Source organism: Sphingomonas sp. UYAg733, from assembly GCF_054057355.1.
In genome coordinates, this window is sequence record NZ_JBSRZE010000001.1 from 191941 (window position 1) to 218193 (window position 26253).

The following is a 26253-nucleotide window of genomic DNA, read 5'->3' on the forward strand; positions in this document are numbered from 1 at the left end:
AGCATAAACATCTAATAAATAACGATATTATATAACCCTCTTGCCGAGAGGGAGCGAGAAAGAAATGACACATACCGGTGTGACATATCTCTCCCGCTGTGCCATTCCGCAGGCCTGTCGCCCTGCAGTCAGCGCTCCGGAGGCGATGCATCACGCACGACCCGAGCCGCATCACGCATCTGCTATCACGCTTGATGTTTTAGCGCTGCCGCGCCGCCATTCTGGCGACCGCCAGAATGGCGGACTGGGCGAGCACATGCCCGGCACTCGCCGAGCCCATCATGCCACGCTCGGCCAGCCGGATCCGGTCGATCGCGGCGGCGAGCCTGTCGCTTTTCCAATGGCGTAAGGCACGGGCAGTAATCGCTTTTTCGCGAAAGAAAACGCCCTCGGAGACCTGAGCGACGCCAGCACCGGCATCGACCTGCGCGCGCAGCTCGGCCAGCGTCATGAGCCGCCGGGCGAGCTGACGCAGCACCGGAATCGGCGAGACGCCCGCTTCGTCGAGCCGTGCCAGTTCGGTGCCCAGCGTATCGGGCCGGCCATCGATCGCGGCATCGATCGCACGACTCATCTCGGCATCACCCAGGTCGGCGCCGATCGCGTCGAGCGCGGCGTCGTCGATTTCGCGCGGGCGATCCAGCGCGGCGTCGAGATAAAGTGCGAGCTTTTCGAGTTCGCGGGTCATCACCGACCGATCGCCGCCGCTGGCATTTGCCAGCCGCATCGCGGTGTCGCCGGTGGTGCGCAGGCCCTGTTCGCGCGCGATCGTCACCGCCAGTTTCTCGGCATCCGCGCCCTCCGGCACATAACAGGCGAATGCCATTGCCCGCGGGGAAGCGAGGGCGAGCTTGACGATCTTGGCCGACGATTTGAGCGACGGTGCGATCGCGACCACTGGATTCCCCGCACGTTCGCCATCGAGCAGCAAGGTGAATGCCTCAAGGGATTCCTCACCCGCGCCGGCGATGCGGATATGCCGCGCGCTGCCGAACAGCGACAGCGATGCGGCCTCATCGGCGAGCCGGCCGGGACTTGCTTTCAGCGTTGAGGGTTCCAGATCGACCCGCTCGGCATCAGGTCCCATGGCGCGCGCAAGCCGCACCGCCCATTCCTGCGCGCCCGCCTCGTCGGGGCCGTGGAACAGATAAAGCCGGATATCCGGATTAACGGCGTCGATCGCCCCGCGCAGCTGGTTGGCGTTCGCCTTCACCAGGCCGCCTTCATGGAGCCTTGGGCGCTTGCGTCCGCTGGGCGTAAAGCGCGACGCGCGACACGATCTGGTCGGCGACGATGTCGGACAGCCGCTCGAGCGCGGTATTTTCGGCCGCAATAGTCGCATATTCCGAGCCGACCACGTCGATACCGGCATCGGAGCCTGCCGTAGCGTCGAGCAGAACCGCGCCATTGGCGAGATCGATCAATTGGTAGCGCGCCCGAAGCCTGCGCTGTTCACGCGCGACACTGTCATCGCGGCGTACGCCAAGCCCGGTGATCTTGTCGTCGAGCCGCACTTCGAGGCGGTAGAGTGGCGTGGCGCCGCCGGCCGACAGGCGAGCGTTCAATGCCCCCGTCATCAACCAGCCCGCTTTACCTTCGATCGGGGCGACCTCAATCCTGGTCAATGTCGTCGCAACTACGCCCGATCCGCCACCGGCGTAAAGCGGGCGTAGTCCGCAGCCCGACAGACAAAGGGCGCTCAGGACAAGGGCGGCAAGGCAGGCGATGCGCTTCATGCGACGATGTTTATCAGACGATCGGGCACATAGATGATTTTTTTCGGTGTTCCGCCTTCAAGAATACGCTGAACATTCGCATTGGCCAACGCGAGCGGCTCCACGTTTTCGCGCGCGCTGCCCTTTGGCATGGTCAGCGTGTCGCGCAACTTGCCATTGACCTGCACCGCGATCGTCACCTCGTCCTCGATCAGCAAGGTCGGATCGACCTCCGGCCAAGCCGCATCAGCGATCAGGCCCCCTTTGTTCTCACCGTCGCCGCCAGCAATGGCCCAAGCCTCCTCGGCGAGGTGTGGCGCCATCGGCGCAACGAGCAGCATCAGCGTGCGGATCGCGTTGGTGCGCGACGCGGAAGGGGCGGCGCGCTCGATCGCGTTGACCAGCTCATACAGCTTGGCGACCGCCTTGTTGAAGGCCAGCGCTTCGATATCGATCGCGATGCCAGCGATTGTCTGGTGCAGCTTGCGGTCGATCGCGATATCAGCGCCCTCGGCCGGCTCGAGCCCGTCGAACAGTCGCCACAGCCGCTGGGTGAAGCGCCAAGAGCCTTCGATCCCCGCTTCGCTCCACGGCAGGTCCCGTTCGGGCGGCGAATCCGAGAGCATGAACCAGCGCACCGCGTCCGCACCGTACTGATCGACGATCGGTTCGGGATCGACCGTGTTCTTCTTCGACTTGGACATCTTCTCGACACGGCCGATCGTCACAGCCTCGCCGGTGGCTTTTTCGAACACGCCATTGTCGCGCCGCTCGATATCGTCGGGCGATAGCCATAATGGCTTGCTGATCGTATCGACGCCATCGGTGCCGACCTCCTGCACGATCCGGCTATAGGTCTCGTGGGTCACCATGCCCTGGGTGAACAGTCCGGCGAACGGCTCGGCCACGTCGAGCCTACCGATATGCTTCAATGCACGCGTCCAGAAGCGCGCATACAGCAAGTGCAGGATCGCGTGCTCGACCCCGCCGATATATTGCCCGACCGGCAGCCATTTCTCGGCCACTTCGCGGTCGAAAGGCTTGTCCTTGGGCTGGCTGGCGAAGCGGATGAAATACCAGGAAGAGTCGACAAATGTGTCGAGTGTATCTGTCTCCCGCCGTGCCGCGCCGCCGCAGCCAGGACAATCGACATGTTTCCAGGTCGGGTGGCGATCGAGCGGATTACCGGGAATGTCGAAGCTGACATCCTCGGGCAGGATGACCGGTAATTGCTCGCGCGGCACCGGCACAGCGCCGCACGCATCGCAATGGATAATCGGGATCGGCGTGCCCCAGTAACGCTGGCGCGACACGCCCCAGTCGCGCAGCCGGAACACGGTCGAGCCCTTGCCCCAGCCATCGTCTTCGGCGCGGCGGATCACCGTGCGCTTTGCGTCCTCGACATCCATACCGTCGAGGAAATGCGAATTCACCAATGTGCCCGGGCCGGTATAAGCCTCATTACCCTCGAACACCGGTTCCTCGACATCGCCGTCCGAAACGACGCGCCGCACCGGCAGGTCGTATTTGCGCGCGAAATCCAAGTCACGCTGGTCGTGTGCTGGCACGCCGAACACGGCACCAGAGCCATAATCCATAAGCACGAAATTGGCGATATAGACCGGCAATTGCCAACTAGAATCAAAGGGATGCGTTGCACGAATGCCGGTATCGAAACCGAGCTTCTCCTGCGTCTCCAGCTCTGCTGCTGTGGTCCCGCCGCGCTTGCACAGTTCGATGAATGCCGCGGCATCCGGATTGGCCTCGGCCGCCGCACGTGCGATCGGATGGTCTGCCGCGACCGCGACGAAGCTGGCGCCGAAGATTGTGTCCGGCCGGGTGGTGAAGACTTCGATGCTGTCGCCGCCGTCAATCTTGAAACGGAAGGTCAGTCCCTGGCTTCGGCCGATCCAGTTCTCCTGCATCAACTTGACCTTGTCGGGCCAATGTTCGAGCGCACCAAGGCCGTCGATCAGTTCGTCGGCGAAATCGGTGATCGTGAGGAACCACTGGCTCAGCTTGCGCCGCTCGACCAGGGCCCCCGAACGCCAGCCGCGCCCGTCGATCACCTGTTCGTTGGCGAGCACGGTCATATCGACCGGATCCCAGTTGACCGCCGATTCCTTGCGATAGACCAGATCATGCGCGAACAGGTCGAGGAACAGTGCCTGTTCATGGCCGTAATAATCCGGCTCACAAGTCGCCAGCTCTCGCGTCCAGTCGAGCGCAAAGCCGAGTCGCTTCAGCTGCGCCTTCATCGTCGCGATATTGGCGCGGGTCCAGCCGCCGGGATGGACGCCCTTTTCCATCGCGGCATTTTCCGCCGGCATGCCGAACGCGTCCCACCCCATCGGATGGAGCACCTCATGCCCGATCATCCGACGATAACGTGCGAGCACATCGCCCATCGTATAGTTGCGGACATGGCCCATGTGGATCCGCCCCGAAGGGTAGGGAAACATTTCGAGCACATAGGAACGGGGCTTCGCTGAATCGTCGCGCGCGGCGAAGGTGCGGCGTTCATCCCACACCGCCTGCCATGCCGCGTCCGCCTTCAGCGCGTTGAAGCGCGAGGCCATTAAGTAATTACCTTATCCAGCGAGCGACGAGCGGCGCAGATCGCGAGCGCGCGTCAGGATGGCGTCTTCCAGCTTCTGGACCGTCGCCGCCTTGACCGGCGCCGCAATCCATTGGCCGTTCTGGTCGACTTCGCGAAGCGCCGCGACGCGCAAGCCGTCGGCGCGCAGGTCCTGGTCGAGGATCGTCACGGTCACCTTGACCCGCTCGGTCGGCGCCGATGGGTTGATGTACCAGTCGGTCACGATCACGCCGCCGTTCGAATCGGTCTGCAGCAGCGGCATGAAGCTCAGGGTGTCGAGGCTGGCGCGCCACAAATAGCTGTTCACGCCGATGGTGGTGATCTTCGACGCGGCGAGGTCGGCCTTGGGGCGATCCTTGCCATGGCCGCACGCTCCGAGCGCAAAAGCGGGGGCGAGGGCAAGCAAAGCCAGAAGCGCGGGGGCCGGACGGCGGATCATTGGCGGTTTCCTGGGCGTAATTTGAACACGAGCGTACATCTATAGATGGTCTCGCGCCCGCCGCAAGCATGGGCGGGCAGCAATGGCGTTCGCGCCACCTGTGGGCGGTTTGCAACACTTGCCAATAAAGCGACTCCGAACGGTAGTGACTCGCGCCGGAATCGTGATAGGCGCGTTATGAAATCTGGCGCGAGTTCTCGCCGGAAGTGGGGTTGTACGTGGTCGTTGGTCGCACGATTGTCGGGGTTGCTATGGGGGCGCTGGTCGCCGCCGGCCTCGCTGTCGCGCCCGCACTCGGCGCTTCCGAGGTTTCCAGCCGTATCGAAAAGCGTCCCGTCGCGGTCCGCAGCGTCGGCACCTTCACCCCGGCATCGGCCGATCCGCGGCTTGCGGCGGTGTTCGCGCGCGGCGGCCTTGATGCCACCGGCTTCCGCTTCACGCCGTCCGAAACGCGTCGCAACGTCAATCGCGCGGTGACCGTCGCGGTCCGCGCCCGTTCGACGCGCAGCGCGATCGATGCCGAACGGACGATCGCCGCGCCCGTCGCGTCATCGGTAAGCCTGGCCCCGATCGCCTATAACCTCGGCGTCTCGGTGGGTTGGAAGCGCTTCGCATTGTCGGGCGACCTCGCCCGCGTCGATCTCGCCGCGCTGCCTGGCAGCCGCGAGAGCGTCGATCTCGGTCTCAGCTATACCGGACGCAAGTTTAGCGGCCGGGTAAAGGCGATCGCCGATCGCCCCCTCGCCAATTCGCCCAAGCTGGTCGAAGAGGCTCCGGTCTATGCGCTTGATGTGGGCGGCTCCTACTCGCTGACTCGTAACCTCGATGTGACCGCAGGCGTGCGCTACAAGTCGGAAGCCGAGCGCCTTCCGCGTCTCGCCGACGAGCGCCGCGAAAGCCAGGCCGTCTATATCGGAACCGCTTTCCGCTTCTGATCCTTGTGGTGCGGCTGCTGCCAGGCATCGATTGCCGCCCAGCCGTAAAAGCCTAAGCCGCTCGTCAATCGTGCGCGTGATTTATTCATGCCGCCGAGCGCGACCGTCTTTATCCGAAGACCCCGTACCATCAGCGCCGCGCGCATCGGACCGAGCGATGGCTCGCCCAGGTGAGTACGGGTCGGAAAGACCGGTGAGACGAGCAACAGGTCTGCGTCGGCGCGAATCCCGGCGATCGCTTCACGCCGCGAATGTGCCGGCCAGGCTCTGATGCCGGCGCTCCTGGCCGGCCCCGGGCCGTGAATGCCCATTTCGCCACCCATTCGCTCCCGCCCGGCGCGAATCAAGATCAGCTGCCTGCGTCGTGCGATCCGCGCGATCCGTGCGAACAGCGCACGGCGCACGGGCAGGGGAGTGTGGAGATGTCGAAATACGATCCCCGCGCCGCGCGGCAGCGCCTCGAGCGCCGGCCATAGCGCATTGCCCATCCGTTCGTCGGTCATCAGCCAGACTAGCGGGATATGTTTCGGTCGGTTGGGGTGGCGAGGCGGCATAGTGCTGCCTATAGCAGCGCCGATGTCGTCGTACGATCCTGCCACCCGCCTCGCCACCGTCAATGATTCGATCGCCCGCGCCGCCGCCCTGGCGAAGCGCAAGGCGAGCGATGTGACGCTGATCGCCGTCTCCAAAACGCAAGACGCGGAGGCGATCGCACCCTTGATCGCGGCCGGCCTGCGCAACTTCGGCGAGAATCGCGTACAAGAGGCACAGGGCAAATGGCCCGCGTTGCGCGAAACCGCGCCGGATGTGATCCTCCACCTGATCGGCCAGCTTCAATCGAACAAGGCGGACGAAGCCGTCGCGCTGTTCGATGCAATCCATTCGGTCGATCGGTCCTCGCTGATCACCGCGCTTGCCAGGTCGATGGACAAGGCTGACCGCCGCCCATCCTGTTTCATCCAGATCAATATCGGCGACGAAGACCAGAAGGGCGGCTGCGCGATCGCCGACCTCCCTACATTGCTCGCTGAGGCGCGGATGGCGGATTTGCCGGTCGTTGGCCTGATGGCAATCCCGCCCGCCGATGTCGAAGCGGCACCCTATTTCGCGCTGCTCGCGAAGATCGCGCGCGACAACGCCCTGACTGGTCTCAGCATGGGCATGTCGAGCGATTTCGAGATCGCTGTGACGATCGGCGCGACGCATGTCCGGGTCGGCACCGCATTATTTGGTGCCCGGGCATGAAGGTCGACGGGATCATCTTCGATTTCGACGGCGTGCTGATCGAGAGCGAGCTGGTCGGCAATCGCCAGATCGCCGCCTATCTTACCGGAATCGGCCATCCGACCACGACCGAAGAGTCGATGGCCAATTTCATGGGGCTGGCTGGCGGCGATTTCATCGCAGCGGTCGAACGCTGGATCGGTCGCGTCCTGCCCGACGATTTCCACACTGCCCGCAAGGCCGAGGACGACCGGGTGCTGGCCGAGGGCATCGATGCGGTAGCTGGCGCGATCGCCTTTGTGCAGAGCCTGCCCGCCGATCTGCCGATCGCCATCGCCTCGTCGAGTTCGAGCCGATGGATCGAGCGTCATCTCGACCATATTGGCCTGCGTGCCCGGTTCGGATCGATGATCTTCAGCGGCCGCGAGCATGTCGCGCGCGGCAAACCCGCGCCCGATCTCTATCTTCATGCAGCAGCAGCGCTGGGCATCGATATCGCGCGCGCCGCGATCATCGAGGATTCCCCGGTCGGTGCGACCGGCGCGGTCGCTTCAGGCGCGCAGGTTATCGGATTCGTCGGAGGCAGCCATTGTGCGCCCGACCATAGCGACCGGCTGCGCGGGATCGGCGTGCGTGACATCGCGGCGACTTTCGACGAGATCGCCGCGCTGCTCATCTGAACCGGCGGTAAAACCAAACTCGCGCTCGTGACGACAATGGCAATACCGCAATCCTAGAACTGATGTCCGGTGCGGTCGCGCTTGGTCGCGAGATAATGTTCGTTGTGCGGATTTGTCGGCAGGAAATGCGGCACGCGCTCGACCACGTCGATTCCGGCGGCCTCTAGCTGCGCGACCTTCTCCGGATTGTTGGTCAGCAGCCGCACCGAGCGCTGGCCGAGCAGTGCGAGCATCCGCGCCGCGACCGAGAAATCGCGCGCATCGACCGCAAAGCCGAGCCGCGTATTGGCGTCGACCGTATCGAAACCCTGGTCCTGCAGCGCATAGGCGCGCAGCTTGTTGATCAAGCCGATCCCGCGCCCTTCCTGGCGCAGATAAAGCAAGATGCCCCATCCGCTCGCGGCAATCGCGGCGATCGCGGCGTCCAACTGCGGCCCGCAATCACATTTCAGGCTGCCGAGTACATCGCCGGTCAGGCATTCGCTGTGCAACCTGACCAGAGGTGGCTGGCCGTTGGGTGCGCCGATCAGCAACGCGATATGCTCGCCCGGCGCCTCCGGCGTGCGGAATGCGACGATCTCGGCATCTTCCGCGCCCGATACCGGCAGTCGAGCGCGGGTCGCGATGGTCAGGCGCGCCGAATCTTCATGCGCGTCGATATCCGCGACGGCGATCACCTGGTCGGCGGTGCCGCCGGGGATGATGAAGAACGCCGGCAGCATCCCGCTGATCCGCGCGAGACGTAGTGCCGCCGTGGCCGCCGCGCATGATTCAAGCGGAATGGCGCGGAACGGTCCCTTCATCGGCGTCTGCAGATCGAATTGCGGATCGGCCAGCGCCGTCGCGGTGGCGAAATCGAGCCAGGGCGCGCGTTCGACCAGCACCGGCGCTTCGGGCACGGCCGCCGCGAGTTGGTTGGCCAGCTTGAGCGTCGCCGCGCGCCCTGCCGACAGCAGGACCGGCGCGACCCCGTCCGGGTCGAATGCCGCCAGCCGCACCGGATCGGCGGTCTCGATCGGCAGCAGCGCCAGCGTGCCGTCGGTGCCGGTTATGGCGATCGGCCAGCCGCGTCGCAGCGAGTCGATCGCGCGCGCCGCTGCCCGCCCATCGCCTCCCACATCGCTCCCCGTATCACTCACAGCGCGAATTCGGTCATGATCGGAACATGGTCCGAAGGTTTGAGCCAGTTGCGGCAGTCCTCGAATACGGTGTGGCCGATCGCCGTCCTGGCGACATCGGCGGTCGCCCACATATGGTCGAGCCGCCGCCCGCGATCCGACAATTGCCAGTCCTTGGCGCGATAGCTCCACCAGGTGAACAGGCGCGCCGGGTCGGGATGGAAATGCCGCCCGAGATCGACCCAGTCGTTCGATGCCTTCAACCGGTCGAGCGCAGCGACCTCGATCGGCGTGTGGCTGACCACATCGAGCAATTGCTTGTGGTTCCACACGTCGCACTCAAGCGGCGCTATGTTGAAATCGCCGACCAGCAAAGTGGGCATTTTCAGCCCATCCGACCAGCGTGTCATGCGCTCGACGAAATCGAGCTTCTGGCCGAATTTGGAATTAACTTCGCGATTGGGGATATCGCCGCCGGCGGGCACATAGACATTCTCGACGCGCAGGCCGTTCGGCAGCCTGACTCCGATATGTCGCGCCTCCTGATTGGCCTGCCAGTCGAAGCGGTCGTCCTCGACCAGTGGCACCCGGCTGATGATCGCGACACCGTGATGCATCTTCTGCCCGTGCAGGAAGATATGGTCGTAACCCAGCGCCCGGAACGGCGCGGCGGGAAAATCCCCGTCGATCACCTTGGTTTCCTGCAGGCATAATATGTCGGGCGCGACTTCACGCAGGAATTGCTCGACGATCTCGATACGAAAGCGCACCGAATTGATGTTCCACGAAACGATTTTGAGCGTGTCCGACATCCCGGCGATGTAGCCATGCCGTCACGCGAGCGCCAGTGCGCTGCGCCACAGGACGATCCGGGACTGACACAGGTTCGGCCCAAAAAAGGAAAGGCCCCCGCTCCGGGGGCATGGAGCGAGGGCCGACCTAGCGTTCGTCACGCAGGCAGGATGGGGACCTTATTCGAGCAACAGGGGGAAAATCCCGAACTGCCCCTCATCCGCGATGGTCGTATTAGTGTCCCAAACCTGTCGCCAATATGAATGAAACCCTATCGCGGCCCGGAATTTCTCCGTGGATCGTTCCAGCGGAACGCTCCGTCGCTGATTGCCGCATTGAAGCGCTGATTGGTCAGCCGGATGGTCGTGCGATTGTTTTGGCTGTCGAGCGCTACCCAGCCCTGCAGCATCAATCCGCCCGGCGCCGATGCGTTGCGCACGAAGACCAAAGTGATGCGGCCATATTCGGGATGCTTGGGATCATTCGCCTCGACCGAAATGATTCGCGGATCGGCACCGGGGATAACCTTGGCAAACCGCGTCATGTCGCGGTCGGGGTTGAGCAGGACCGACAGCGGCGAGTTGCCGATCGGCCAGCGCTGCACCTGACGTACCGAATAATCGATGAAGGTCAGCGCCTTGCCGTCGCCGACGATCAGGATCGGCACGCCCTTTTCATACTGGAACCGGATCTTGCCCGGTTTCTTGAGCGTCACCACTCCGGTCAGCACTTTGCCGACCCGGTCGGTCTGGGTGAAATTGGCGGTCATGCTCTGCACCGATTGCAGATGCTGCTGGACCTGGCCGAGTTCGCCCGGGGCTGAAGCCGGCGCGGCGGCAATAAGGACGGGCACCGCAGCAAGCGCGGATAACAAACGGAAATTCACGAAACTCTCCCGATACAGGCCGGATGCTGTGGCGGCCCCGGCTTGAACCCGCTCTGAACCATTTGATCTATAGCGGGTTCCCGTCGCGGTCGCGCAACACGTCGCGGCGGCCGACATGGTCGGGGCGCGAGACGATACCGTCCTTCTCCATTCTTTCGATCAATCGCGCGGCGGAATTATAGCCGATGCGCAACTGACGCTGCAGCCATGAGGTCGATGCCTTCTGGCTTTCGACGACGAGCTGGATCGCCGATCGATATTGCTGGTCCTCCGCCGAATCCTCACCGGTCGGCGCGCCATCCAGCGCGAAACCGTCTTCAGGTTCTTCGGTGACCGACTGGATATAATCAGGCTGACCCTGGGCGCGCCAGTGATCGGCAACCGCGCGCACCTCGTCATCGGAAACGAACGGGCCGTGCACGCGGACCACGCCCTTGCCGCCGGGCATATAGAGCATGTCGCCCTTGCCGAGCAGCTGTTCGGCGCCCTGTTCACCCAGGATGGTGCGCGAATCGATCTTGGACGTGACATGGAAGCTGATCCGCGTCGGCAGATTGGCCTTGATCACACCGGTGATGACATCGACCGAGGGACGCTGCGTCGCCATGATCAGATGGATGCCCGCCGCCCGTGCCTTTTGCGCGAGGCGCTGGATGAGGAATTCGACTTCCTTGCCAGCGGTCATCATCAGATCGGCGAGTTCGTCGACGATCACCACGATCTGCGGCAACGGCTGAAAATCGAGCGTTTCCTCCTCATAAACCGGCTGACGAGTGTCAGGATCATAGCCGGTCTGCACGCGTCGGCCGAGCGGCTGGCCCTTGGTGCGCGCGGCACGGACCTTCTCGTTGAAGCTGGCCAAGCTGCGCACGCCGACCGACGACATTTGCCGGTAGCGGTCCTCCATCTGCTCGACCGCCCATTTCAGCGCGCGCACCGCCTTGGCCGGATCGGTCACGACAGGCGAGAGGAGATGCGGGATATCCTCGTACATGCTCAATTCGAGCATCTTGGGATCGATCATGATCATCCGGCACTGGTCGGGCCGCAAGCGATAGAGCAGCGACAGGATCATGCAGTTGAGACCGACCGACTTGCCCGAGCCGGTGGTGCCGGCGACGAGCAGATGCGGCATCGGCGCGAGATCGGCGATCACCGGATCACCGGCGATATTCTTGCCCAGCACCAGCGGTAGCGAGGCTGACTGGTCCTCGAAACTCTGCGACCCGATCAGCTCGTGCAAGCCCACCGTCTCACGCCGCGCATTGGGCAATTCGATGCCGATCACGGTGCGGCCGGGAATGGTCGCGACGCGCGCGGAAATTGCCGACATGTTGCGCGCGATATCGTCGGCGAGCTGGATCACCCGGCTCGCCTTGATTCCCGATGCCGGCTCCAGTTCGTACATCGTCACGACCGGGCCGGGCCGGATGTTGATGATTGATCCCTTGACGTGGAAATCGTCGAGTACCGATTCGAGCAACCGGGCATTGCGCTCCAGCGCGGCCTTGTCGACCGGCCCACCCGGCGCCGGCGGCGCGGGCTTGAGCAGGTCGAGTGGGGGCAATTGCGAATTGTCGCCCAGGTCGAACGAGGCCTGTTTTGTCTTGGGTTTGGCGACCGAGGGCGCGAGCGAGCGTTCGGCGATCACCGGGCCGGGTCGCGAATCGGGTTTGGCGACCGGGCGCGGCTCCGGCTTGCGCGTCGCGGCGCGCGACGATTCGGCGGGCAGCACCTGCTGATCGGGAATGCTCAGATCGGCATGGAACGGCAAAAGCTGTTGCCATTCGCGCTCCAGTCCGATCAGCATCGACCGCACATAGATGACGATGCCGATCACGCCGGCCAGCAGTCCGACACCGCGTCCGGTCCACATGATCGCAGTCGGATCGCCGATGAAATCCACGCCCCAGCGCAGCAGGTCGGCCAGGATAAGGCCGAATATCCCCCCGACACCGGCTGGCAATTTCGGAATTGCGCTGGACCATATGAAGGACAGTGCGGTGCCGATCAGCACGACGCCGATCGCTGCGCCGACCAGCATCCTGCCCCAGCGAATGGTCGGATGGCCACGCCATAGACGTGACGCCATGATTGGGGCGATCGGCAGCAACAGGATCGTCGGGAACGGACCGAACAAGGTGAATGCCAGATCGGCGAACCACGCGCCGGGCAGACCGAGCCAATTCTCCGCCGGGGTGCCCGACGCGGTGCTGAGCGACGGGTCGCCCGAATGATAGCTGGCGAGCGCGATCACCATCAGGATGGTCAGCGTGAACAAGGTGATGGCGCCGAGCAGCGCGCTGCTGCGCACCGCTCCCGCCTTCATCGTCTCGCGCCAAAGCGGTGGCTGCGCCCGGCTCGCCATGTTTCGTCCTCGTCTGTCCGCTGTCTGTTCCGTTATGATCGCGCTTGTCGACTCCCCCGTCAAGCATTTGGCGTCAAGCATTTGGCGTCAAGCCAAGGGTGTCGGGTCAGGGCATCGGGTGAACGACATCTGGATATGGGCCTATGGGCCGTCGCACCCTGATCGGGTGCGGGTGTTCGATGTTCAGCTGTTCTATCCCCTATACATTGGACACTGAACGCCTTCGACCCGCAACGCCTTTTCGATAGAGCAATGGTCCCGGCGGATATGTCGCGTTAAGCCGCGATGTCGTGTCAGGGTAGATCGTCAGGCATATCTTGCGCATGGCGATGAACGCAGAAGGCGGTAGGCGAAAAAGGTTTACGCAAAGACACAGAGGCGGCCCGTCAACCGCACTGGCGCGTTGCAAGGGCCAACCTCCACAAGCGCGTGGTATACCGCTCCGCCATCAAGCTAACCCGGAATGTCGATCCGCGCTGACATGATGAAGACAGCCGCCCGGATTACCCCGATCCCCTGAATCCGAGTCTGGCTGGCGCAATGGCCGACGCTGTTCGAACGCTGACAGGAGTCGCGGGTCACTTGAATCAAGGTCACTCCAGCGGGCGATGGGCGTGTCCGGTATTCAGTGTTCAACCGTTCAAATGTATAGGGGCCTGAACGGTGAACATTGAATATCCGACAGGCGGCGTTCGTTCGCCCGATCGCTTGGGTACACGCATTGGCAGCGCAGGGTGGGGGCGTTACACAGCAGGGATGGAAAAAGCCGATGTGATCATCTTGGGCGGCGGGCTGGTCGGCAGTGCGCTTGCCGTGGCGCTCGACACGCATGGACTGACGTCAATCGTCGTCGATATCGCCGATCCCGATGTGATCCTTGCGGCGGGGTTCGACGGACGCGCCTCGGCCATCGCGAGCGCGCCGTACCGGATGCTCAGCACGATCGGCGTGGTCGATCGGCTGGTCGGACAGGGCTGCCCGATCCAGGGCATCCGGGTCAGCGACGGGCTCGAACCCGGAGCGCTCGATTTTGAACCCGATGGCGATGACGGCGCTCTCGGCCATATGTTCGAGAACCGCCTGTTGCGCGGCGCGCTGTACGCGGCGGCTCAGGCTGCGCCCGGCGTCGATCTGCGCATGAAGACCCGCGCCGTGGCGGTCGATCGTGGGCCCCATGGCGTCACCGCGACGCTCGATTCGGGCGCAACGATCACCGCGCCGTTGCTGATCGCCGCTGAGGGACGCAATTCGCCGACGCGGGATGCCGCCGGAATCAGGGTCGCGCGCTGGACTTATGACCACGCCGCTATCGTCACTTCGCTGCATCACGAACACTCGCACGAGAATGTGGCGTTCGAGATCTTCTATCCGCAGGGGCCGTTCGCGATCCTGCCGCTCAACGATGATGCCGCGGGACATCGTTCGGCGATCGTCTGGTCGGTCAAGCGCCACGAAGCGCCGGGCATGATTAAATTATCCGACCGCGGCTTCCTGGCCGAGGCGGAGAAGAAAATGGGCGGCTTTCTCGGCGCGCTTGGGCCGCTCGGCGGGCGCTCAAGCTATCCGCTCGGCTTCCATCACGCCGCGCAGATCGTCTCGGATCGTCTCGCGCTGGTCGGCGACGCCGCGCACGGCATCCATCCGATCGCCGGCCAGGGTGTCAATGTCGGCTTTCGCGACGTGGCGACCTTGGTCGAGGTACTGGTCGAGGGTAAAAGGATTGGCCTCGATCTCGGCGACCCGGCGCTGCTCGCGCGTTATCAGCGCTGGCGCAGCCTCGACACGCTGATGGTGTCGATCGCCACCGACGGCCTGACCCGTCTGTTCGGCATCCCCGGCAAGACCGCCAACGCGGTGCGCCGCTTCGGCCTGTCGGCCGTCCAGAAGATGCCGCCGCTCAAGGATCGTTTCATGGCCGAGGCGCGCGGTGAGAGCGGCGAGGTGCCGAAACTGCTGCAGGGATTGATGGTCTAGGCGACGGGCTCGGCCACTTCGAGTTCGACGGTTTCCGCCTTGCCCGAAGGGCGGATCATGATGAACGTGCCCGACCAGATGCCCGGTATGTCCCAGATGCCGTTGATCTCGTTGCCGTCCGGGCTGACCGATCCGCGATAGGACACGGTGTAATCCGCCCTGTTCGGGTCATCATAGGCCTTCACAAAAGTGACGCTCGCGCCATTGTGCTGGCCTTCCAGCCACGCGATCAGCGTAGTGTCATGGTCGCTCCATTCATCGCTGGGTTCGGATGTTTCGCCGGTCAGGAGTCCGCCGCGATCGTGCAATACCGCCACGAACGTGTTCGATCCGTGCCCGCCCGGATAATTGAAGATGCCGTCCCAGCGACCGCTTAGGTCGCTCGCCGGAGCGTCCTTCACTGCAGTGTCACCGATTCCTCACCGTCGTGCCGGCCGAAGAATTGCATCAGCTGGATGATCAGCTCGGCGCGGTCCTCGATTCTCTCGGCTTCGAGCAACGCCTGTTTCGCCGCGACGTCGAACGGCGCGATCTGGGCGATGCCGTTGACCAGCGCTTCGTCGTCGAGCCGCGTCACCGCTTCCCAGTCGACGGCATAGCCTTGCGCATCGGCGAAGCGGCGTGATTCCATTTCAAGCGACGAACGGCGCGACAGCGACAGGATCTCGGCCTCGCTTGCGGCCGGCAACAATTGCGCCTCCACCTGGCGGAACGCCGTCGTGACGTCGAGCTCGCGCACGATTCGAAACAGCGACAGCCCTTCGAGCACGAGATTGTAGCGCCCATCCTCGATCGCTTCGAACTCGGCGATCTTGCCGACGCAACCTATGTCGAACAGCGCCGGCGGCTCGTGCTGCGCGCCTATGTCGGCACCCATATGAGGACGAGGCTGGATCATGCCAATACGCCGGTCGCGCGCCATCGAATCGGAAATCATCGCGCGGTATCGGGGCTCGAAAATGTGCAGCGGCAGATGCATCCCCGGAAAAAGCAGCGCGCCTGCCAAGGGAAAGACGGACAGGCGCGTGTTTCGGGGGCTGTTCATCGAATTGGGCTCATCCGAACAGGATCGCCGACAATCGTCGCCGCTGCGCCGAGACCCAAGGGTCTTCGAGGCCGACCACGTCGAACAGCTTGAGCAATTGCGTGCGCGCCGCGCCCTCGTTCCAGTCACGGTCGGCCGCGACGATCGCGAGCAGCGAATCGGCCGCCGCATCGCGGTCGCCAGCCGCCATCTGGCCGCCGGCGAGTTCGAATCGCTTTTCATGATCGTCGGGATTGGCCGCGACTTCCGCCGCCAGTCCGGCAAGATCATCGACCGGCCTGGCATCACGGGCCAGCGCCAGCGCCGATTTCGCGCGCTCGATCTCGGGCAGTTTGGCTATGTCCTCGGGCAAGGCGGCGATCGCCGCGTCAGCCTCATCGATCCGATTCGCGGCGACCAAGGCGCGCAGCCGGCCCGACAGGATTGCGGGATGATCGGGCGCCATCTCGCTCAACTGGTCGAATACGGAAAGCGCTCGCTCGCCATCGCCTTCGGCCAGCACCTGTTCGCCCATCGCGATCAGCGGTTCGAGTTCGGCTTCGAGCGAGGCGACTTCGCTCTGTAACGGGATCTGCTTGAGCAGCTGATCGAGCATTACGCGCAACTGCGATTCGGTCCGTGCCGGGGTCAGGTCGGCGACCAGCTGGCCCTGGAACATCGCATAGACGGTCGGGATCGACTTGATCTGGAACTGCGTGGCGATGAACTGATTCTTGTCGGTATCGACCTTGGCCAGCACCACGCCCTTGTCGGCATAATCGGCGGCGACCTTTTCCAGGATCGGGGTCAGCGCCTTGCACGGCCCGCACCATTCAGCCCAGAAATCGATGATCACGAGGCTCGTTTGCGACGGCTCGACCACGTCGCGGCGGAAAGCCTCCACGGCTTCGCGTTCGGCGGCGCTCATTCCAAGGGTAGCCAAGTGCTGCTCCAGTATCTTCAGTGGATCGATCGTATGGGGCCTTATGTGGGCGCTCGGCCCCGCAAGCCAACCCTTTTCGTGGGTAATGCGGCACTTGTCGGGATGGGGCCAAGATAGGGGGCTTGCCGGACCTGTAACCCGCTGCTAGAGGCCACCGCCTTACCCGCCCGGTCCGTGACCAGGCAGGCGCCAGAGCGGGCGTAGCTCAGGGGTAGAGCACAACCTTGCCAAGGTTGGGGTCGAGGGTTCGAATCCCTTCGCCCGCTCCAGCCGCCACCCAGGATTTAGCATAGCTAAAACGAAGAGGTGGCGGCCCGGCCGGCGCGGTCAAAAGCCGCGGCCGACGACTCGGCCTTGCCGAACCGCTGTTCCTAATCCTTCTGCATTGCGGCCGGATAATGCGCCGCCATGTCGTCGCTCGTCGTCAGCCACACACCCTCATGCTCGGGGACATAGGCCAACGCCTTCTCCAGATATTTGTGTCGGAACGGCTGATTGACCACGAAAGGATGAAGGCACAGCGCCATCACCCGGCCGCCCGAGGGCGTGTTCCGTACGCTCTGGCCATCGAGTCGTTATCGTTCGCCCAAGCTACGTGTTTTCGTGGAATTCATGGCGCAGAATCTCTTCGTGGACTGACAGGCCGCTGAAGTTGCGCCGCGCGACTCGCTACCCGCTCAATCCGCCTTTTTCGCGCCGTCCAGGGTGAGGAACGCGATTCCGCCCGACGCCACCGCCAGTACCGCGCAGATCAGCGCCGCCGCCTGGAATGCCGAAGTCAGCGCCGCGCCGACTTGCGCGATCACCGCGCCGGTCAGCGCGGTGGCGATCAGCCCGCCGGTGCGGGCGATCGCGCTGTTGAAGCCGGAGGCGGTGCCGGTATGTCGCTCATCGACCGAGGACAGTACCGCGGTGGTCAGCGGCGCGACCGCGCCGGCCATGCCGAGCGCAATCACCACCATGCCGGGCAGCACGCTGGTCCAGTAGCTCGCCTGTGGATCGACCCGCACCATCAGCGCGAAGCCGAGCCCGGTCACCACCGGTCCGATCGTCAGCGGCCAGCGCGGGCCGATCCGTTCGGTAGTCCGGCCCATCAACCGCGACGCACCGCCGATCACGATCGAAAAAGGCAGCAGCGCCGTGCCGGCCTGGAGCGGCGTATATCCCCCGCCGACGATCAGCAGATAAGGCAACAGCACGAGCAACCCGCCCAGCGCGCCGTAAAGCAGGAAGGTCAGTGCGGTCAGCCCGACGAACGTGCGCGATCCGAACAGCGACAGCGGCATCATCGCGCGTTCGCCCCTGTGATGTTCGGTGACCACGAACAAGGCGAGCAGCGCGATCCCCGCGCTGGCCCCGATCCACACCATCGCGGTCGCCTCATGGCGGCTCGACCACAAGGTCAGCGCCCAGGTCAGCGCGCCGAGCGCCGCCGTGGCGAATAGCGCGCCGGGCCAGTCGAGCGGCTGTTCGCCCTCCGCGCTCTCCGCGACATATCGCCAGGCAATCAATGTCGCCGCCGCCGCGACCGGCAGGTTGAGCAGGAAAATGAAGCGCCAGCCGAACGCATCGACCAGCCATCCGCCGAGCGGGGGTCCGGCAGCGCTGGCGATCGCCCCAGCCGCCGCCCAGGTGCCGATCGCCCGGCCGCGCGCCTCGCCCTTGAACGCGTTACCGAGGATCGCGAGGCTGTTGGGCATCAGCATCGCCGCGCCGATCCCCTGGAGGGCGCGTGCGGCGAGCAGGATCTCGAGCGACGAGGCTATGGCACAGGCGACCGAGGCCAGGGCGAACAGCGCGGTCCCGGTGATCAGCATGCGCCGGCGCCCGAAATGATCGCCCGCCGCACCGCCGAGCAGCAGCAGCGCGGAGAGCGGCAGCAGATAGGCGTTGATCGTCCATTGCAGGTCCGCGGCACCCCCGCCAAAGCTGTGTCCGATCGCTGGCAGCGCGACATTGACGACCGAGCCGTCGATAAAAGCGAGGCTCGACGCAAGGATCGTCGCGGTCAGCGTCCAGTTGGGATGCCTCGCGGTGCCACCCGCGCCCGTTGCGGCCTCGTCGCAAGGGCCGGGAAGCGCGGTATTCATTCCGTGTCGGACGCCAGCAGATCGCACTCTTTCGGGTGCCGTTTGAGATAGGCGGCGACGAACGCGCATTGCGGGTCGATCTTCAATCCCTGCGCACGGACGTCGTCAAGCGCATGGCTGACCAGCCGGCTGGCGATGCCGCGTCCTTCCAGTGCCTGCGGCACAATCGTATGCGTGAACACGACGACGTCACCACGCCGCTCATAGGCGGCGAAAGCAAGCTCGCCGGCCTCCTGCAATTCGTAGCGGTTCTCGGCGCGGTTGTTAACGATCTCGGTCATGCCGGATTGTCGCCGCTTTACCGCGCCGGGGCAACAGCGAGCATGATCCTTGCCATGTGCCGATCCGATCGGCGGCTTGCGCGTTACGACGTCATGCTATCAAGCGTAATCCGATCGTTCGACTATGACGAGGCAGCGCGGCGGCTCGACGTCGAGTTCGTCAGTGGCCGTTGCCGTCCTTGATGTTGCCCAGGCCCATGAACACAGACAGGATCACGACCGTGATCGCGACCCGGCGAATCAGGCGGTTGTTCTTGGCTTCGGCGGTTACTTCAACTTCCATGCCGTTCTCCACGGCGTGATGTCGGCCGTTCGCGCGGCGATCACCAATGAATTCTTCGTCATGAACGGGCGGCTGGCATTTTACCTCGCCCGATTTGGCGCTAGTCTGCGCGCATGACCAAAGCACCCATTCGCGCCGGCATCGGCGGCTGGACCTTCGAACCGTGGCGCGGGACCTTCTATCCCGACAAATGGCCGCAGAAGCGCGAGCTCGAATATGCCGCGAGCCACCTGACCGCGATCGAGGTCAACGGCACCTATTATAGCGGCTTCAAGCCGGCGACCTTCGAGGGCTGGGCCAAGGCCGCGCCCGACGGGTTCGTGTTCGCGGTCAAGGCATCGCGCTTCTGCACCAACCGCAAGGTGCTGGCCGAGGCGGGCGATTCGATCGCGCGTTTCACCGGCCAGGGTATCGTCGAGCTGGGCGACAAGCTCGGCCCGATCCTGTGGCAGTTCATGGCAACCAAGAAATTCGATCCGCAAGATTTCGGAGCGTTTCTGAAGCTGTTGCCCGACAGCCAGGACGGCGTGAAACTGCGCCACGCGATTCAGGTGCGACACGAAAGCTTCGCGGTGCCGGAGTTCATCGAGCTGTGCCGTGCCGCCGGTGTCGCGATCGTCTTCGCGGATTCGCCGCAATATCCTGCGATCGCCGATATAACCGGCGATTTCGTTTATGCCCGGCTGGAAAGCGGTGAAGATGACAATCCGCTCTGCTATCCCAAGGCAGCGATCGATCGCTGGGCCGAGACCGCGAGAATCTGGGCCGCCGGCGGATCACCCAAGGGTCTGCCCGCCGATCGTCTGACCTATGTCGGCGCCCCGGCCCCGGAACGGCCACGTGAAACCTTCGTTTTCTTCATCCATGGCGGCAAGGTGCGAGCGCCAGCGGCGGCAATGGCGCTGTTCGAACGGATCAGGGATTCGAAAGCGGTTTAGCGCGCCGATCCACCAGGTACACTGGGCGGCACCGGCACGAGTTCATAGAGGTCGAGCACCGCGCCCTTGCCCGGATGGGTGAGGACCAGCCGCCAGCGGAACGGTGCCACGCGTTCGATCACACCGGCGACGTCGCGCGCCGGATCGCTGCCATAAGGCGGTGCGATCTTCTCGCTGCCGGCGCGGAAGGTCCCGAGAAACACCTGACGCTTGTCGGTGTCGGCATGCAACCATCCGCCGGGCAACGTCGTGCCGGTCTGTTTGGTGAAGGACAGGCTTTTGGCGTCGCCCTCCACATAGCAGAAATCGGGGGCGAAGCTGGCGAAGCCGGCGCGGCCGCCGAACCGGACCAGGCGACAATGATAGGAGCCTGGCGGGAGCGCGGGTAGGTCGAGCGCCGCGTCGGGCTGGACCAGCGGCCCCTCGGCGGCGAGCTTCTTGGCAAGCCGCTTGGGCACTGCAGCGCGTGCGCTTGACCAGCGCGCCGGCAGCGCGTTGATCCGCGCAAGGTCTTCTTGGGTCGCGACCGATTCCCAACCCGAGCTTTGCGCGGATGCATCAACGACAACGGAGGTGCGGCCGCGCGTCGTTGCGCAGCCGGCGGCCAACGGCATGATCAGGGCAAGCGTCATCAAGGCGCGAAGCATGGCGGCTGATCCTCGGCGGGTGTGAAATACGTCCCCCCACGACACAGATGCTTGGCGGGTTAACAATTCGTATGCCGAGATAGTTAACGAAAGGTTAATTTAATCGTCCGGTGCGACGAGGCGTTGGCCGCAACCGCCAGCAGCCGGAATGGAACTGAAAAAGAGACTCCAGGTGCCTGTGGGCGCTCCGAAAAGTGCCCGACAAGATGGGGTCAGCCCGTCGGGTTCGTTTCGTCATCCGAAAGATCGGCCGCTCCCGATTGGCCGAGGATCGCGGCCGCCTCGATCGTATCGAGCGCGCGCCGCGCGCCAATGTAACGCCGTGCGGCGGCGGTCCAGCGCGTCGCCTGTGCAGCACCGGGCATGCGCGCGACCTCTGCCAGTGCCGCCTCGACTTTACCCGCCTCAAGCAGCTGACGGGCGCGGGCGAGGCGATCGACCGGCAGCGGTGACGGCGTCGTCGCCTGGTGCAGCACGACCAGATTGCCCAATTCGCGGCGGAAGCTCGACCACCAGCCGGTACTTGCCGCCCCGGTGACCAGTTCGGGTGCGATACCGTCGAGCCCGGCGCGCAGTTCGGTGATCGTCACCGGTTCGCGTGCCGCCTGCAGGATCGCCGCGACGGCACGGGGCTGGCCGGCGCCGAAACGCGCGCGCAGATGCTGTTCGACATAGCCGAGCGTCAGGCCGCGATCGAGTGCGCGGCGCGCGGCAAAGGCGATCATCATGCCCTCCGCGCGTGTCGCATAACCCGATGCTGTCTGCGCATCTGTGCTGACGCGCGCGGTACGCGCCTCCAGGTCGGCCAGCCGTGCGTCGAGTTCGTTCTCGCGCGACGACAGTGCGTTAAGGTCGATCACCGGCGCCACGGCGGCCGGCGCGCCGGTGGCGGGCACCACGACGACCGGCAACTGCCCCTTGGGCACCGCCGCCACCGTTTGTTGCGCCGGGAACCAGCGGCTCTGATAGTGCAGGATGGCGGCCATCGCGATCAAGCCGCCAAGAAAGGCCAGCACGGCGATGATCGTGGCGATCCGCCAAGGCGATCGGGTGGGGGCAGCCATGAAGGCCGGGGCGGGTGTCTGTCCGGTAAAATCTGTCGGCGTATCGCTCATGCCGCCTTATCCCCGTGCGCGTCGCCCCGGTCAATCGGCCAGCATCCGGGCCACGCCGAGCAGCGCGTCGTCGTCGGGTGCGGTGGCAGCAAGTCCACCGGCCCAACCCGCACCGGCTGCGTCGAGGACGGCATCACTCAAGGCGGCAAGCCTGATCCGCGACCGGTCGGCGACCAACTCGCTCAGCCTGCGTGCCGCCCGCGCTGAATGAAGTAGCGCCACCGCCTCGTCGAGCGCTCCGATCTCGCCGGGCGTAAGGGGCAACGCGTCGCTGGCATAGACGGTGATCGCCGTGGCAATGACGTCGCTGGTGACCGGAATCCTGTCCCGTCCGCCAAGATATAGCGCGCGGCGAATGCCCTGCGCCTCGGCAAGGGCAAGCAGCGCCGTCACATCGGCGATCCCTGTCGCCATGACGTCAAACCCCGCCGAACGCGCTATCGCGGCGGTGCGTTCGCCCACAGCCAGCACCGGCAGCGCCTGCACCGCGCGCAGCCCTTCACCGCCATGCCGGATCGTATTGGCGCTGGTCAGGATCAGCGCATCATGGATGCCGGGGTCGGGCGCTGTCCAGGCAACCGGACCCACGGCGAACAAGGGCAGGCGGATCACCGTCAGGCCAAACGCCTTGGCGCGGGCGGCGGTGGCGCTGTTGCCCGGTTCGGGCCGCAGCACCGCGAGCCGGCGGGTCATGCTGCGAACAGCGCCCGCACCGTCGCGGGCGCGCGGTCGAGCAGGTCGCGCGCCAGGCGCTCCGCCAGGCCGGTCTCGCCGATCGATCCGGTTATTTCACCTATGACGTGCTCGCGGCCATCCTCGGACAGCAATTCGGCACGGAGCATCACCCTGTCGCCATCGATCTGCGCGAGCGCCGCGACTGGCGAATGGCAATCGGCATCGAGCGCAGCGAGCAGTGCGCGCTCGATCAGCACGCAGCGATGGGTGACGCCATGATCAATCGCCCCGACCAGTCCGGCGGCGCGGGCATCATCGACGCGGGTCTCGATGCCAACCGCACCCTGCGCGGGGGCGGGCAGCATGACCTCAGTCGCGATCGCCACGCCGACATCGTGCCGCCCGAGCCGGTCTAGCCCAGCGGCGGCGAGCAATGTCGCATCGACCTCGCCGGCCGCGAGCTTGGTAAGCCTTGTGTCGACATTGCCCCGGAACAGCGTGATTTTCAAATCGGGGCGTAATCGCAACAGCTGCGCACTGCGTCGCGGCGAGCTGGTACCGACCGTACCGTCCCGGCGGATCTCGTCGATGCCTGTCGCGCCGATCAGCCGGTCGCGCGCATCGGCACGCGCCAGCATCGCGGTTATCGCCAACGTGTCCGGGCGGATCGTCTCGACATCCTTCATCGAGTGGACCGAACAATCGGTCTCGTCGGCGAGCAGTGCACGGTCGAGCTCCTTGGTCCACAGCGCCTTGCCGCCGATCTCGGCCAGCGCGCGGTCCTGCACCCGATCGCCGGTGGTGACGACGGTGACGATCTCGATTTCTTCTTCCCGCCAACCATGGGCAAGACAGAGTGCGGCGCGGACCATGCGGGCCTGGGTCAGGGCAAGCGGCGACCCTCTGGTACCGAGACGGAAGAGAATGGGCATATCTTGTGCTAGCCGCCGATCGGGCTAGAGGAAAGCCGTGGTGCTTATTCTCGGCCTTGAATCCAGTTGTGACGAAACCGCAGCCGCGCTTGTGACGAGCGATCGCGCCATCCTCGCGCATCGCCTTGCCGGGCAGGAAGCGGCGCATCGCCCCTATGGCGGTGTCGTGCCGGAAATCGCCGCGCGCGCGCATGTCGAGGCACTGATGCCGCTGATCGAGGGTGCGCTCGGCGACGCCGGCGTTTCGCTGAGCGAGGTCGACGCCATTGCCGCGACCGCCGGGCCGGGCCTGATCGGTGGCGTCATGGTCGGTCTGGTCACGGGCAAGGCGTTGGCGCATGCCGCAGGCAAGCCCTTGGTCGCCGTCAATCATCTCGAGGGCCATGCGCTTAGCCCGCGGCTGACCGATCCCGACCTGAACTTTCCTTATCTGCTGCTGCTGGTCTCGGGCGGGCATTGCCAGTTGCTGCTGGTTAAGGGCGTCGGCGCCTATCGTCGCATTGCCACGACGATCGACGATGCCGCGGGCGAAGCGTTCGACAAGACCGCCAAACTGCTCGGGCTCGGTTTCCCCGGCGGCCCGGCGGTCGAGCGCGCGGCGCTGGTCGGCAATCCCGGGGCCGTGCCGCTGCCCCGGCCGCTAAAGGGCGCGGCGGAACCGCATTTCTCCTTCGCCGGGCTGAAGAGCGCCGTGTCACGCGCGCGCGACACGGATAATTGGAGCGCGGAGGATATCGCAGCCTCGTTCCAGGCGGCGGTGGTCGATTGCCTGATCGACCGCACGACCAAGGCGCTGGGCAATGCGCCCGGCGCGACCGCTCTGGTCGTCGCGGGCGGCGTCGCGGCAAATCAGGCAGTGCGTTCTGCGCTGGAAAGCCTGGCGAAGGCCAATGGCCTCCGCTTCGTCGCGCCACCCTTGTGGCTGTGCACAGACAATGCCGCGATGATCGCCTGGGCGGGAGCGGAACGCTTCGGCGCCGGTTTCACCGATCCGCTCGATATCGCCGCGCGGCCGCGCTGGCCGCTCGATCCGGAAGCCGAGGCGGTACGTGGCGCGGGAGTGAAGGCATGAGGATCTGCCCATGAAGATAGGGGTAATCGGCGGTGGTGCCTGGGGCACTGCGCTGGCGCAGGTCGCGGCGCGCGGCGGCGATTCCGTGTTACTCTGGGCACGCGAGGGTGACGTCGTGACGTCAATCAACGCCGACCATGAGAATCCGGTCTTCCTTGCCGGCGTACCACTGCCGGAAAATATCCACGCCACCGGGGCGCTCGACGATCTGTCGGCATGCGACGCCCTGCTCGTGGTCGTGCCCGCGCAGCATGTCCGCTCGGTGCTTGCCGATATTGATATCGGGGCAACGCCGCTCGTGCTCTGCGCCAAGGGTATCGAGGCGGGCACGCAATTACTCGTCGGGCAGGTTGCCGGCCAGGTTCATGCGCAGGCGCCGATCGCGGTACTGTCGGGCCCGACTTTCGCACGTGAAGTCGCTGCCGGTCAGCCGACCGCAGTTACGCTCGCCTGCGAGGACGAAGCGCTCGGCGCCGCGCTGGCCGACCGCCTCGCCGGCCCGGCGTTCCGCACCTATGCGTCGAATGACGTCATCGGCGCGGAGATCGGTGGCGCGGTCAAGAATGTGCTCGCCATCGCTTGTGGCGTGGTCGAGGGCGCGGGACTCGGCCAGAACGCCCGTGCCGCGCTGATAGCGCGCGGTTTTGCCGAGATGACCCGCTTCGGATTGGCACGGGGCGCGCGAGCGGAGACATTGGCCGGCTTGTCCGGGCTCGGTGACCTCGTACTGACCTGTTCTTCGACCAGTTCGCGCAACTTCTCGCTCGGCGTCGGGCTGGGGCAAGGGCGCAGTTCCAGTGAAATGCTCGCCGACCGGCGTACCGTGGCGGAGGGAGCGTTTACCGCGCCGGTGCTACGTCAGGCCGCAGTCGCCGCCGCCGTGGCGATGCCGGTGGTCGATGCGGTCTGTGCCCTGCTTGAGGGCGCAAAGGTGAGCGACGTTATCGGCGCGCTGCTCGCCCGGCCTTTGGTGCGCGAAACGTGAAGCGCCGGGCGGCACTGCTGCGCGGGGTCAACCTCGGCGGTCGCAAGCTGTTGATGGCCGACCTCAAGACGATCGCCGAGGGGCTCGGTTTCGATCGGGTCGAGACGCTGCTCGCTTCGGGCAATGTCGTGTTCGATGCGAAACAGCCGGGGCTGGAAATCGAGGAGATGCTCGAAGCGGCGCTTGAGCAGCATGGCCTGAAAACCGACGTCATGGTGCGCGACCTGGCCGACCTCCGCGCGGTCATCGACGCCAATCCTCACGGGGAAGCCGCGCTCGACCATCCCAGCCACATGTTGGTCACCTTCCATCGCGACCCGTTCCCGTCCGATCGGATCGGACGATTGGCCGAAGTGCATGATGGCCCCGAGCGCCTCCATGCGATCGGGCGCGAACTCTACACTGATTTTATCGGCAAGCAGGAGATGCGGGATTCGAAGCTGCTCCAGGGCATGAGCAGGGCGAAGTTTCCCAAGGTCGCCACGGCGCGCAACTGGAACACGGTGGTCAGGCTCGCCATCATGCTGGAATAGTTTGC

General features: G+C 64.9%; 28 protein-coding genes and 1 tRNA gene. 10 read left to right on the forward strand and 19 right to left on the reverse strand.

All coding sequences use genetic code 11. The annotated features are described in order from the left end of the window. Window positions 1-199: 199 nt before the first annotated feature. The 4 genes from holA to ACVWZA_RS01040 are packed head-to-tail and all read right to left on the reverse strand — an operon-like array spanning window position 200 to window position 4753. Complete coding sequence (holA, locus tag ACVWZA_RS01025; protein ID WP_457309295.1) at window positions 200-1213, reverse strand: DNA polymerase III subunit delta; 1014 nt, start codon at window positions 1211-1213, stop codon at window positions 200-202. A 10-nt stretch (window positions 1214-1223) separates the two neighbouring features. Beyond that, window positions 1224-1736, reverse strand: coding sequence for an LPS assembly lipoprotein LptE (gene lptE, locus ACVWZA_RS01030; protein ID WP_457309296.1), 513 nt, complete (start codon window positions 1734-1736; stop codon window positions 1224-1226). Continuing rightward, window positions 1733-4294 (reverse strand): leucine--tRNA ligase, encoded by a 2562-nt coding sequence (leuS, locus tag ACVWZA_RS01035; protein ID WP_457309297.1) that lies wholly within the window; start codon window positions 4292-4294, stop codon window positions 1733-1735. Before leuS ends, lptE begins: the two co-directional genes overlap by 4 nt. Before the next feature lie 12 nt (window positions 4295-4306). Further along, window positions 4307-4753: a DUF3576 domain-containing protein gene (locus ACVWZA_RS01040; protein ID WP_457309298.1), complete on the reverse strand. Its 447-nt coding sequence runs from the start codon at window positions 4751-4753 to the stop codon at window positions 4307-4309. 218 nt (window positions 4754-4971) lie between these two features. Here ACVWZA_RS01040 and ACVWZA_RS01045 point away from each other — a divergent pair, with 218 nt between their 5' ends. Then, a complete protein-coding gene (locus ACVWZA_RS01045) occupies window positions 4972-5688 on the forward strand; it encodes a hypothetical protein (RefSeq protein ID WP_457309299.1) in 717 nt (238 codons plus the stop codon). Here ACVWZA_RS01045 and ACVWZA_RS01050 read toward each other — a convergent pair. Further along, window positions 5661-6191: a thiamine phosphate synthase gene (locus tag ACVWZA_RS01050; protein WP_457309300.1), complete on the reverse strand. Its 531-nt coding sequence runs from the start codon at window positions 6189-6191 to the stop codon at window positions 5661-5663. The genes ACVWZA_RS01045 and ACVWZA_RS01050 overlap by 28 nt on opposite strands. A 73-nt stretch (window positions 6192-6264) precedes the next feature. Between ACVWZA_RS01050 and ACVWZA_RS01055 the strand changes: the two genes are divergently transcribed. Together ACVWZA_RS01055 and ACVWZA_RS01060 are read left to right on the forward strand one after the other, a co-directional pair. After that, a complete protein-coding gene (locus ACVWZA_RS01055) occupies window positions 6265-6933 on the forward strand; it encodes a YggS family pyridoxal phosphate-dependent enzyme (protein WP_457309301.1) in 669 nt (222 codons plus the stop codon). After that, the gene (locus tag ACVWZA_RS01060) at window positions 6930-7592 is read left to right on the forward strand and encodes an HAD family hydrolase (RefSeq protein ID WP_457309302.1); all 663 of its coding nucleotides are present in this window, start codon (window positions 6930-6932) and stop codon (window positions 7590-7592) included. Before ACVWZA_RS01055 ends, ACVWZA_RS01060 begins: the two co-directional genes overlap by 4 nt. Window positions 7593-7645: 53 nt before the next feature. Here the strand turns inward: ACVWZA_RS01060 and ribA are convergent, their stop codons facing one another. The 4 genes from ribA to ACVWZA_RS01080 form a co-directional block, all read right to left on the reverse strand. After that, window positions 7646-8731, reverse strand: a complete 1086-nt coding sequence (gene ribA, locus ACVWZA_RS01065; protein WP_457309303.1) for a GTP cyclohydrolase II — start codon at window positions 8729-8731, stop codon at window positions 7646-7648. Further along, window positions 8728-9522 (reverse strand): exodeoxyribonuclease III, encoded by a 795-nt coding sequence (locus ACVWZA_RS01070; protein WP_457309304.1) that lies wholly within the window; start codon window positions 9520-9522, stop codon window positions 8728-8730. Before ACVWZA_RS01070 ends, ribA begins: the two co-directional genes overlap by 4 nt. A gap of 251 nt (window positions 9523-9773) precedes the next feature. Beyond that, window positions 9774-10388, reverse strand: coding sequence for a LolA family protein (locus ACVWZA_RS01075; RefSeq protein ID WP_457309305.1), 615 nt, complete (start codon window positions 10386-10388; stop codon window positions 9774-9776). A gap of 67 nt (window positions 10389-10455) precedes the next feature. Next, window positions 10456-12756, reverse strand: a complete 2301-nt coding sequence (locus tag ACVWZA_RS01080) for a DNA translocase FtsK (protein WP_457309306.1) — start codon at window positions 12754-12756, stop codon at window positions 10456-10458. Between the two features lie 756 nt (window positions 12757-13512). On the opposite strand from ACVWZA_RS01080, the gene ACVWZA_RS01085 reads away from it, so the two are divergent. Continuing rightward, window positions 13513-14730 carry a UbiH/UbiF/VisC/COQ6 family ubiquinone biosynthesis hydroxylase gene (locus ACVWZA_RS01085; protein WP_457309307.1) on the forward strand — a complete coding sequence of 406 codons (1218 nt, stop codon included), beginning with the start codon at window positions 13513-13515 and terminating at the stop codon, window positions 14728-14730. Here ACVWZA_RS01085 and ACVWZA_RS01090 read toward each other — a convergent pair. Genes ACVWZA_RS01090 through ACVWZA_RS01100 form a run of 3 tightly spaced genes read right to left on the reverse strand, consistent with a single transcriptional unit; the run spans window position 14727 to window position 16682 of the window. Next, window positions 14727-15131, reverse strand: coding sequence for a hypothetical protein (locus ACVWZA_RS01090; RefSeq protein ID WP_457309308.1), 405 nt, complete (start codon window positions 15129-15131; stop codon window positions 14727-14729). The two genes, ACVWZA_RS01085 and ACVWZA_RS01090, sit on opposite strands and share 4 nt — an antisense overlap. Continuing rightward, the gene (locus tag ACVWZA_RS01095) at window positions 15128-15775 is read right to left on the reverse strand and encodes an LON peptidase substrate-binding domain-containing protein (protein ID WP_457309309.1); all 648 of its coding nucleotides are present in this window, start codon (window positions 15773-15775) and stop codon (window positions 15128-15130) included. Before ACVWZA_RS01095 ends, ACVWZA_RS01090 begins: the two co-directional genes overlap by 4 nt. A gap of 10 nt (window positions 15776-15785) precedes the next feature. Then, on the reverse strand, window positions 15786-16682 hold the full coding sequence (locus ACVWZA_RS01100) for a tetratricopeptide repeat protein (RefSeq protein WP_457310038.1): 897 nt from the start codon (window positions 16680-16682) through the stop codon (window positions 15786-15788). A 209-nt stretch (window positions 16683-16891) separates the two neighbouring features. Here ACVWZA_RS01100 and ACVWZA_RS01105 point away from each other — a divergent pair. Then, window positions 16892-16966: transfer RNA gene (locus tag ACVWZA_RS01105), tRNA-Gly, on the forward strand. A 102-nt stretch (window positions 16967-17068) separates the two neighbouring features. On the opposite strand, the gene ACVWZA_RS01110 is transcribed toward ACVWZA_RS01105, so the two are convergent. From ACVWZA_RS01110 to ACVWZA_RS01120, 3 genes are all read right to left on the reverse strand, one after another. Beyond that, a complete protein-coding gene (locus ACVWZA_RS01110) occupies window positions 17069-17224 on the reverse strand; it encodes a hypothetical protein (RefSeq protein WP_457309310.1) in 156 nt (51 codons plus the stop codon). A gap of 150 nt (window positions 17225-17374) precedes the next feature. Continuing rightward, window positions 17375-18787 carry an MFS transporter gene (locus ACVWZA_RS01115; RefSeq protein ID WP_457309311.1) on the reverse strand — a complete coding sequence of 471 codons (1413 nt, stop codon included), beginning with the start codon at window positions 18785-18787 and terminating at the stop codon, window positions 17375-17377. Then, the gene (locus ACVWZA_RS01120; RefSeq protein WP_457309312.1) at window positions 18784-19068 is read right to left on the reverse strand and encodes a GNAT family N-acetyltransferase; all 285 of its coding nucleotides are present in this window, start codon (window positions 19066-19068) and stop codon (window positions 18784-18786) included. Before ACVWZA_RS01120 ends, ACVWZA_RS01115 begins: the two co-directional genes overlap by 4 nt. 163 nt (window positions 19069-19231) lie before the next feature. Here ACVWZA_RS01120 and ACVWZA_RS01125 point away from each other — a divergent pair, with 163 nt between their 5' ends. Further along, complete coding sequence (locus tag ACVWZA_RS01125; protein ID WP_457309313.1) at window positions 19232-19468, forward strand: hypothetical protein; 237 nt, start codon at window positions 19232-19234, stop codon at window positions 19466-19468. Next, window positions 19465-20289 (forward strand): DUF72 domain-containing protein, encoded by an 825-nt coding sequence (locus ACVWZA_RS01130; RefSeq protein ID WP_457309314.1) that lies wholly within the window; start codon window positions 19465-19467, stop codon window positions 20287-20289. Before ACVWZA_RS01125 ends, ACVWZA_RS01130 begins: the two co-directional genes overlap by 4 nt. Here ACVWZA_RS01130 and ACVWZA_RS01135 read toward each other — a convergent pair. From ACVWZA_RS01135 to hemC, 4 genes are all read right to left on the reverse strand, one after another. Next, window positions 20286-20936, reverse strand: coding sequence for a DUF4893 domain-containing protein (locus tag ACVWZA_RS01135; RefSeq protein ID WP_457309315.1), 651 nt, complete (start codon window positions 20934-20936; stop codon window positions 20286-20288). The two genes, ACVWZA_RS01130 and ACVWZA_RS01135, sit on opposite strands and share 4 nt — an antisense overlap. A gap of 212 nt (window positions 20937-21148) precedes the next feature. After that, entirely contained in the window at window positions 21149-22051 is a 903-nt protein-coding gene (locus ACVWZA_RS01140) for a hypothetical protein (RefSeq protein ID WP_457309316.1), read from the reverse strand. A 30-nt stretch (window positions 22052-22081) separates the two neighbouring features. Continuing rightward, the gene (locus ACVWZA_RS01145; protein WP_457309317.1) at window positions 22082-22744 is read right to left on the reverse strand and encodes a uroporphyrinogen-III synthase; all 663 of its coding nucleotides are present in this window, start codon (window positions 22742-22744) and stop codon (window positions 22082-22084) included. After that, the gene (gene hemC, locus ACVWZA_RS01150) at window positions 22741-23658 is read right to left on the reverse strand and encodes a hydroxymethylbilane synthase (protein ID WP_457309318.1); all 918 of its coding nucleotides are present in this window, start codon (window positions 23656-23658) and stop codon (window positions 22741-22743) included. Before hemC ends, ACVWZA_RS01145 begins: the two co-directional genes overlap by 4 nt. A 37-nt stretch (window positions 23659-23695) precedes the next feature. Between hemC and tsaD the strand changes: the two genes are divergently transcribed. The 3 genes from tsaD to ACVWZA_RS01165 are packed head-to-tail and all read left to right on the forward strand — an operon-like array spanning window position 23696 to window position 26248. Then, the gene (gene tsaD, locus ACVWZA_RS01155) at window positions 23696-24730 is read left to right on the forward strand and encodes a tRNA (adenosine(37)-N6)-threonylcarbamoyltransferase complex transferase subunit TsaD (protein WP_457309319.1); all 1035 of its coding nucleotides are present in this window, start codon (window positions 23696-23698) and stop codon (window positions 24728-24730) included. A 10-nt stretch (window positions 24731-24740) separates the two neighbouring features. Beyond that, entirely contained in the window at window positions 24741-25715 is a 975-nt protein-coding gene (locus ACVWZA_RS01160) for an NAD(P)H-dependent glycerol-3-phosphate dehydrogenase (protein ID WP_457309320.1), read from the forward strand. Then, the gene (locus tag ACVWZA_RS01165) at window positions 25712-26248 is read left to right on the forward strand and encodes a DUF1697 domain-containing protein (RefSeq protein ID WP_457309321.1); all 537 of its coding nucleotides are present in this window, start codon (window positions 25712-25714) and stop codon (window positions 26246-26248) included. The genes ACVWZA_RS01160 and ACVWZA_RS01165 overlap by 4 nt, the downstream gene beginning before the upstream one ends. Window positions 26249-26253: the final 5 nt, after the last annotated feature.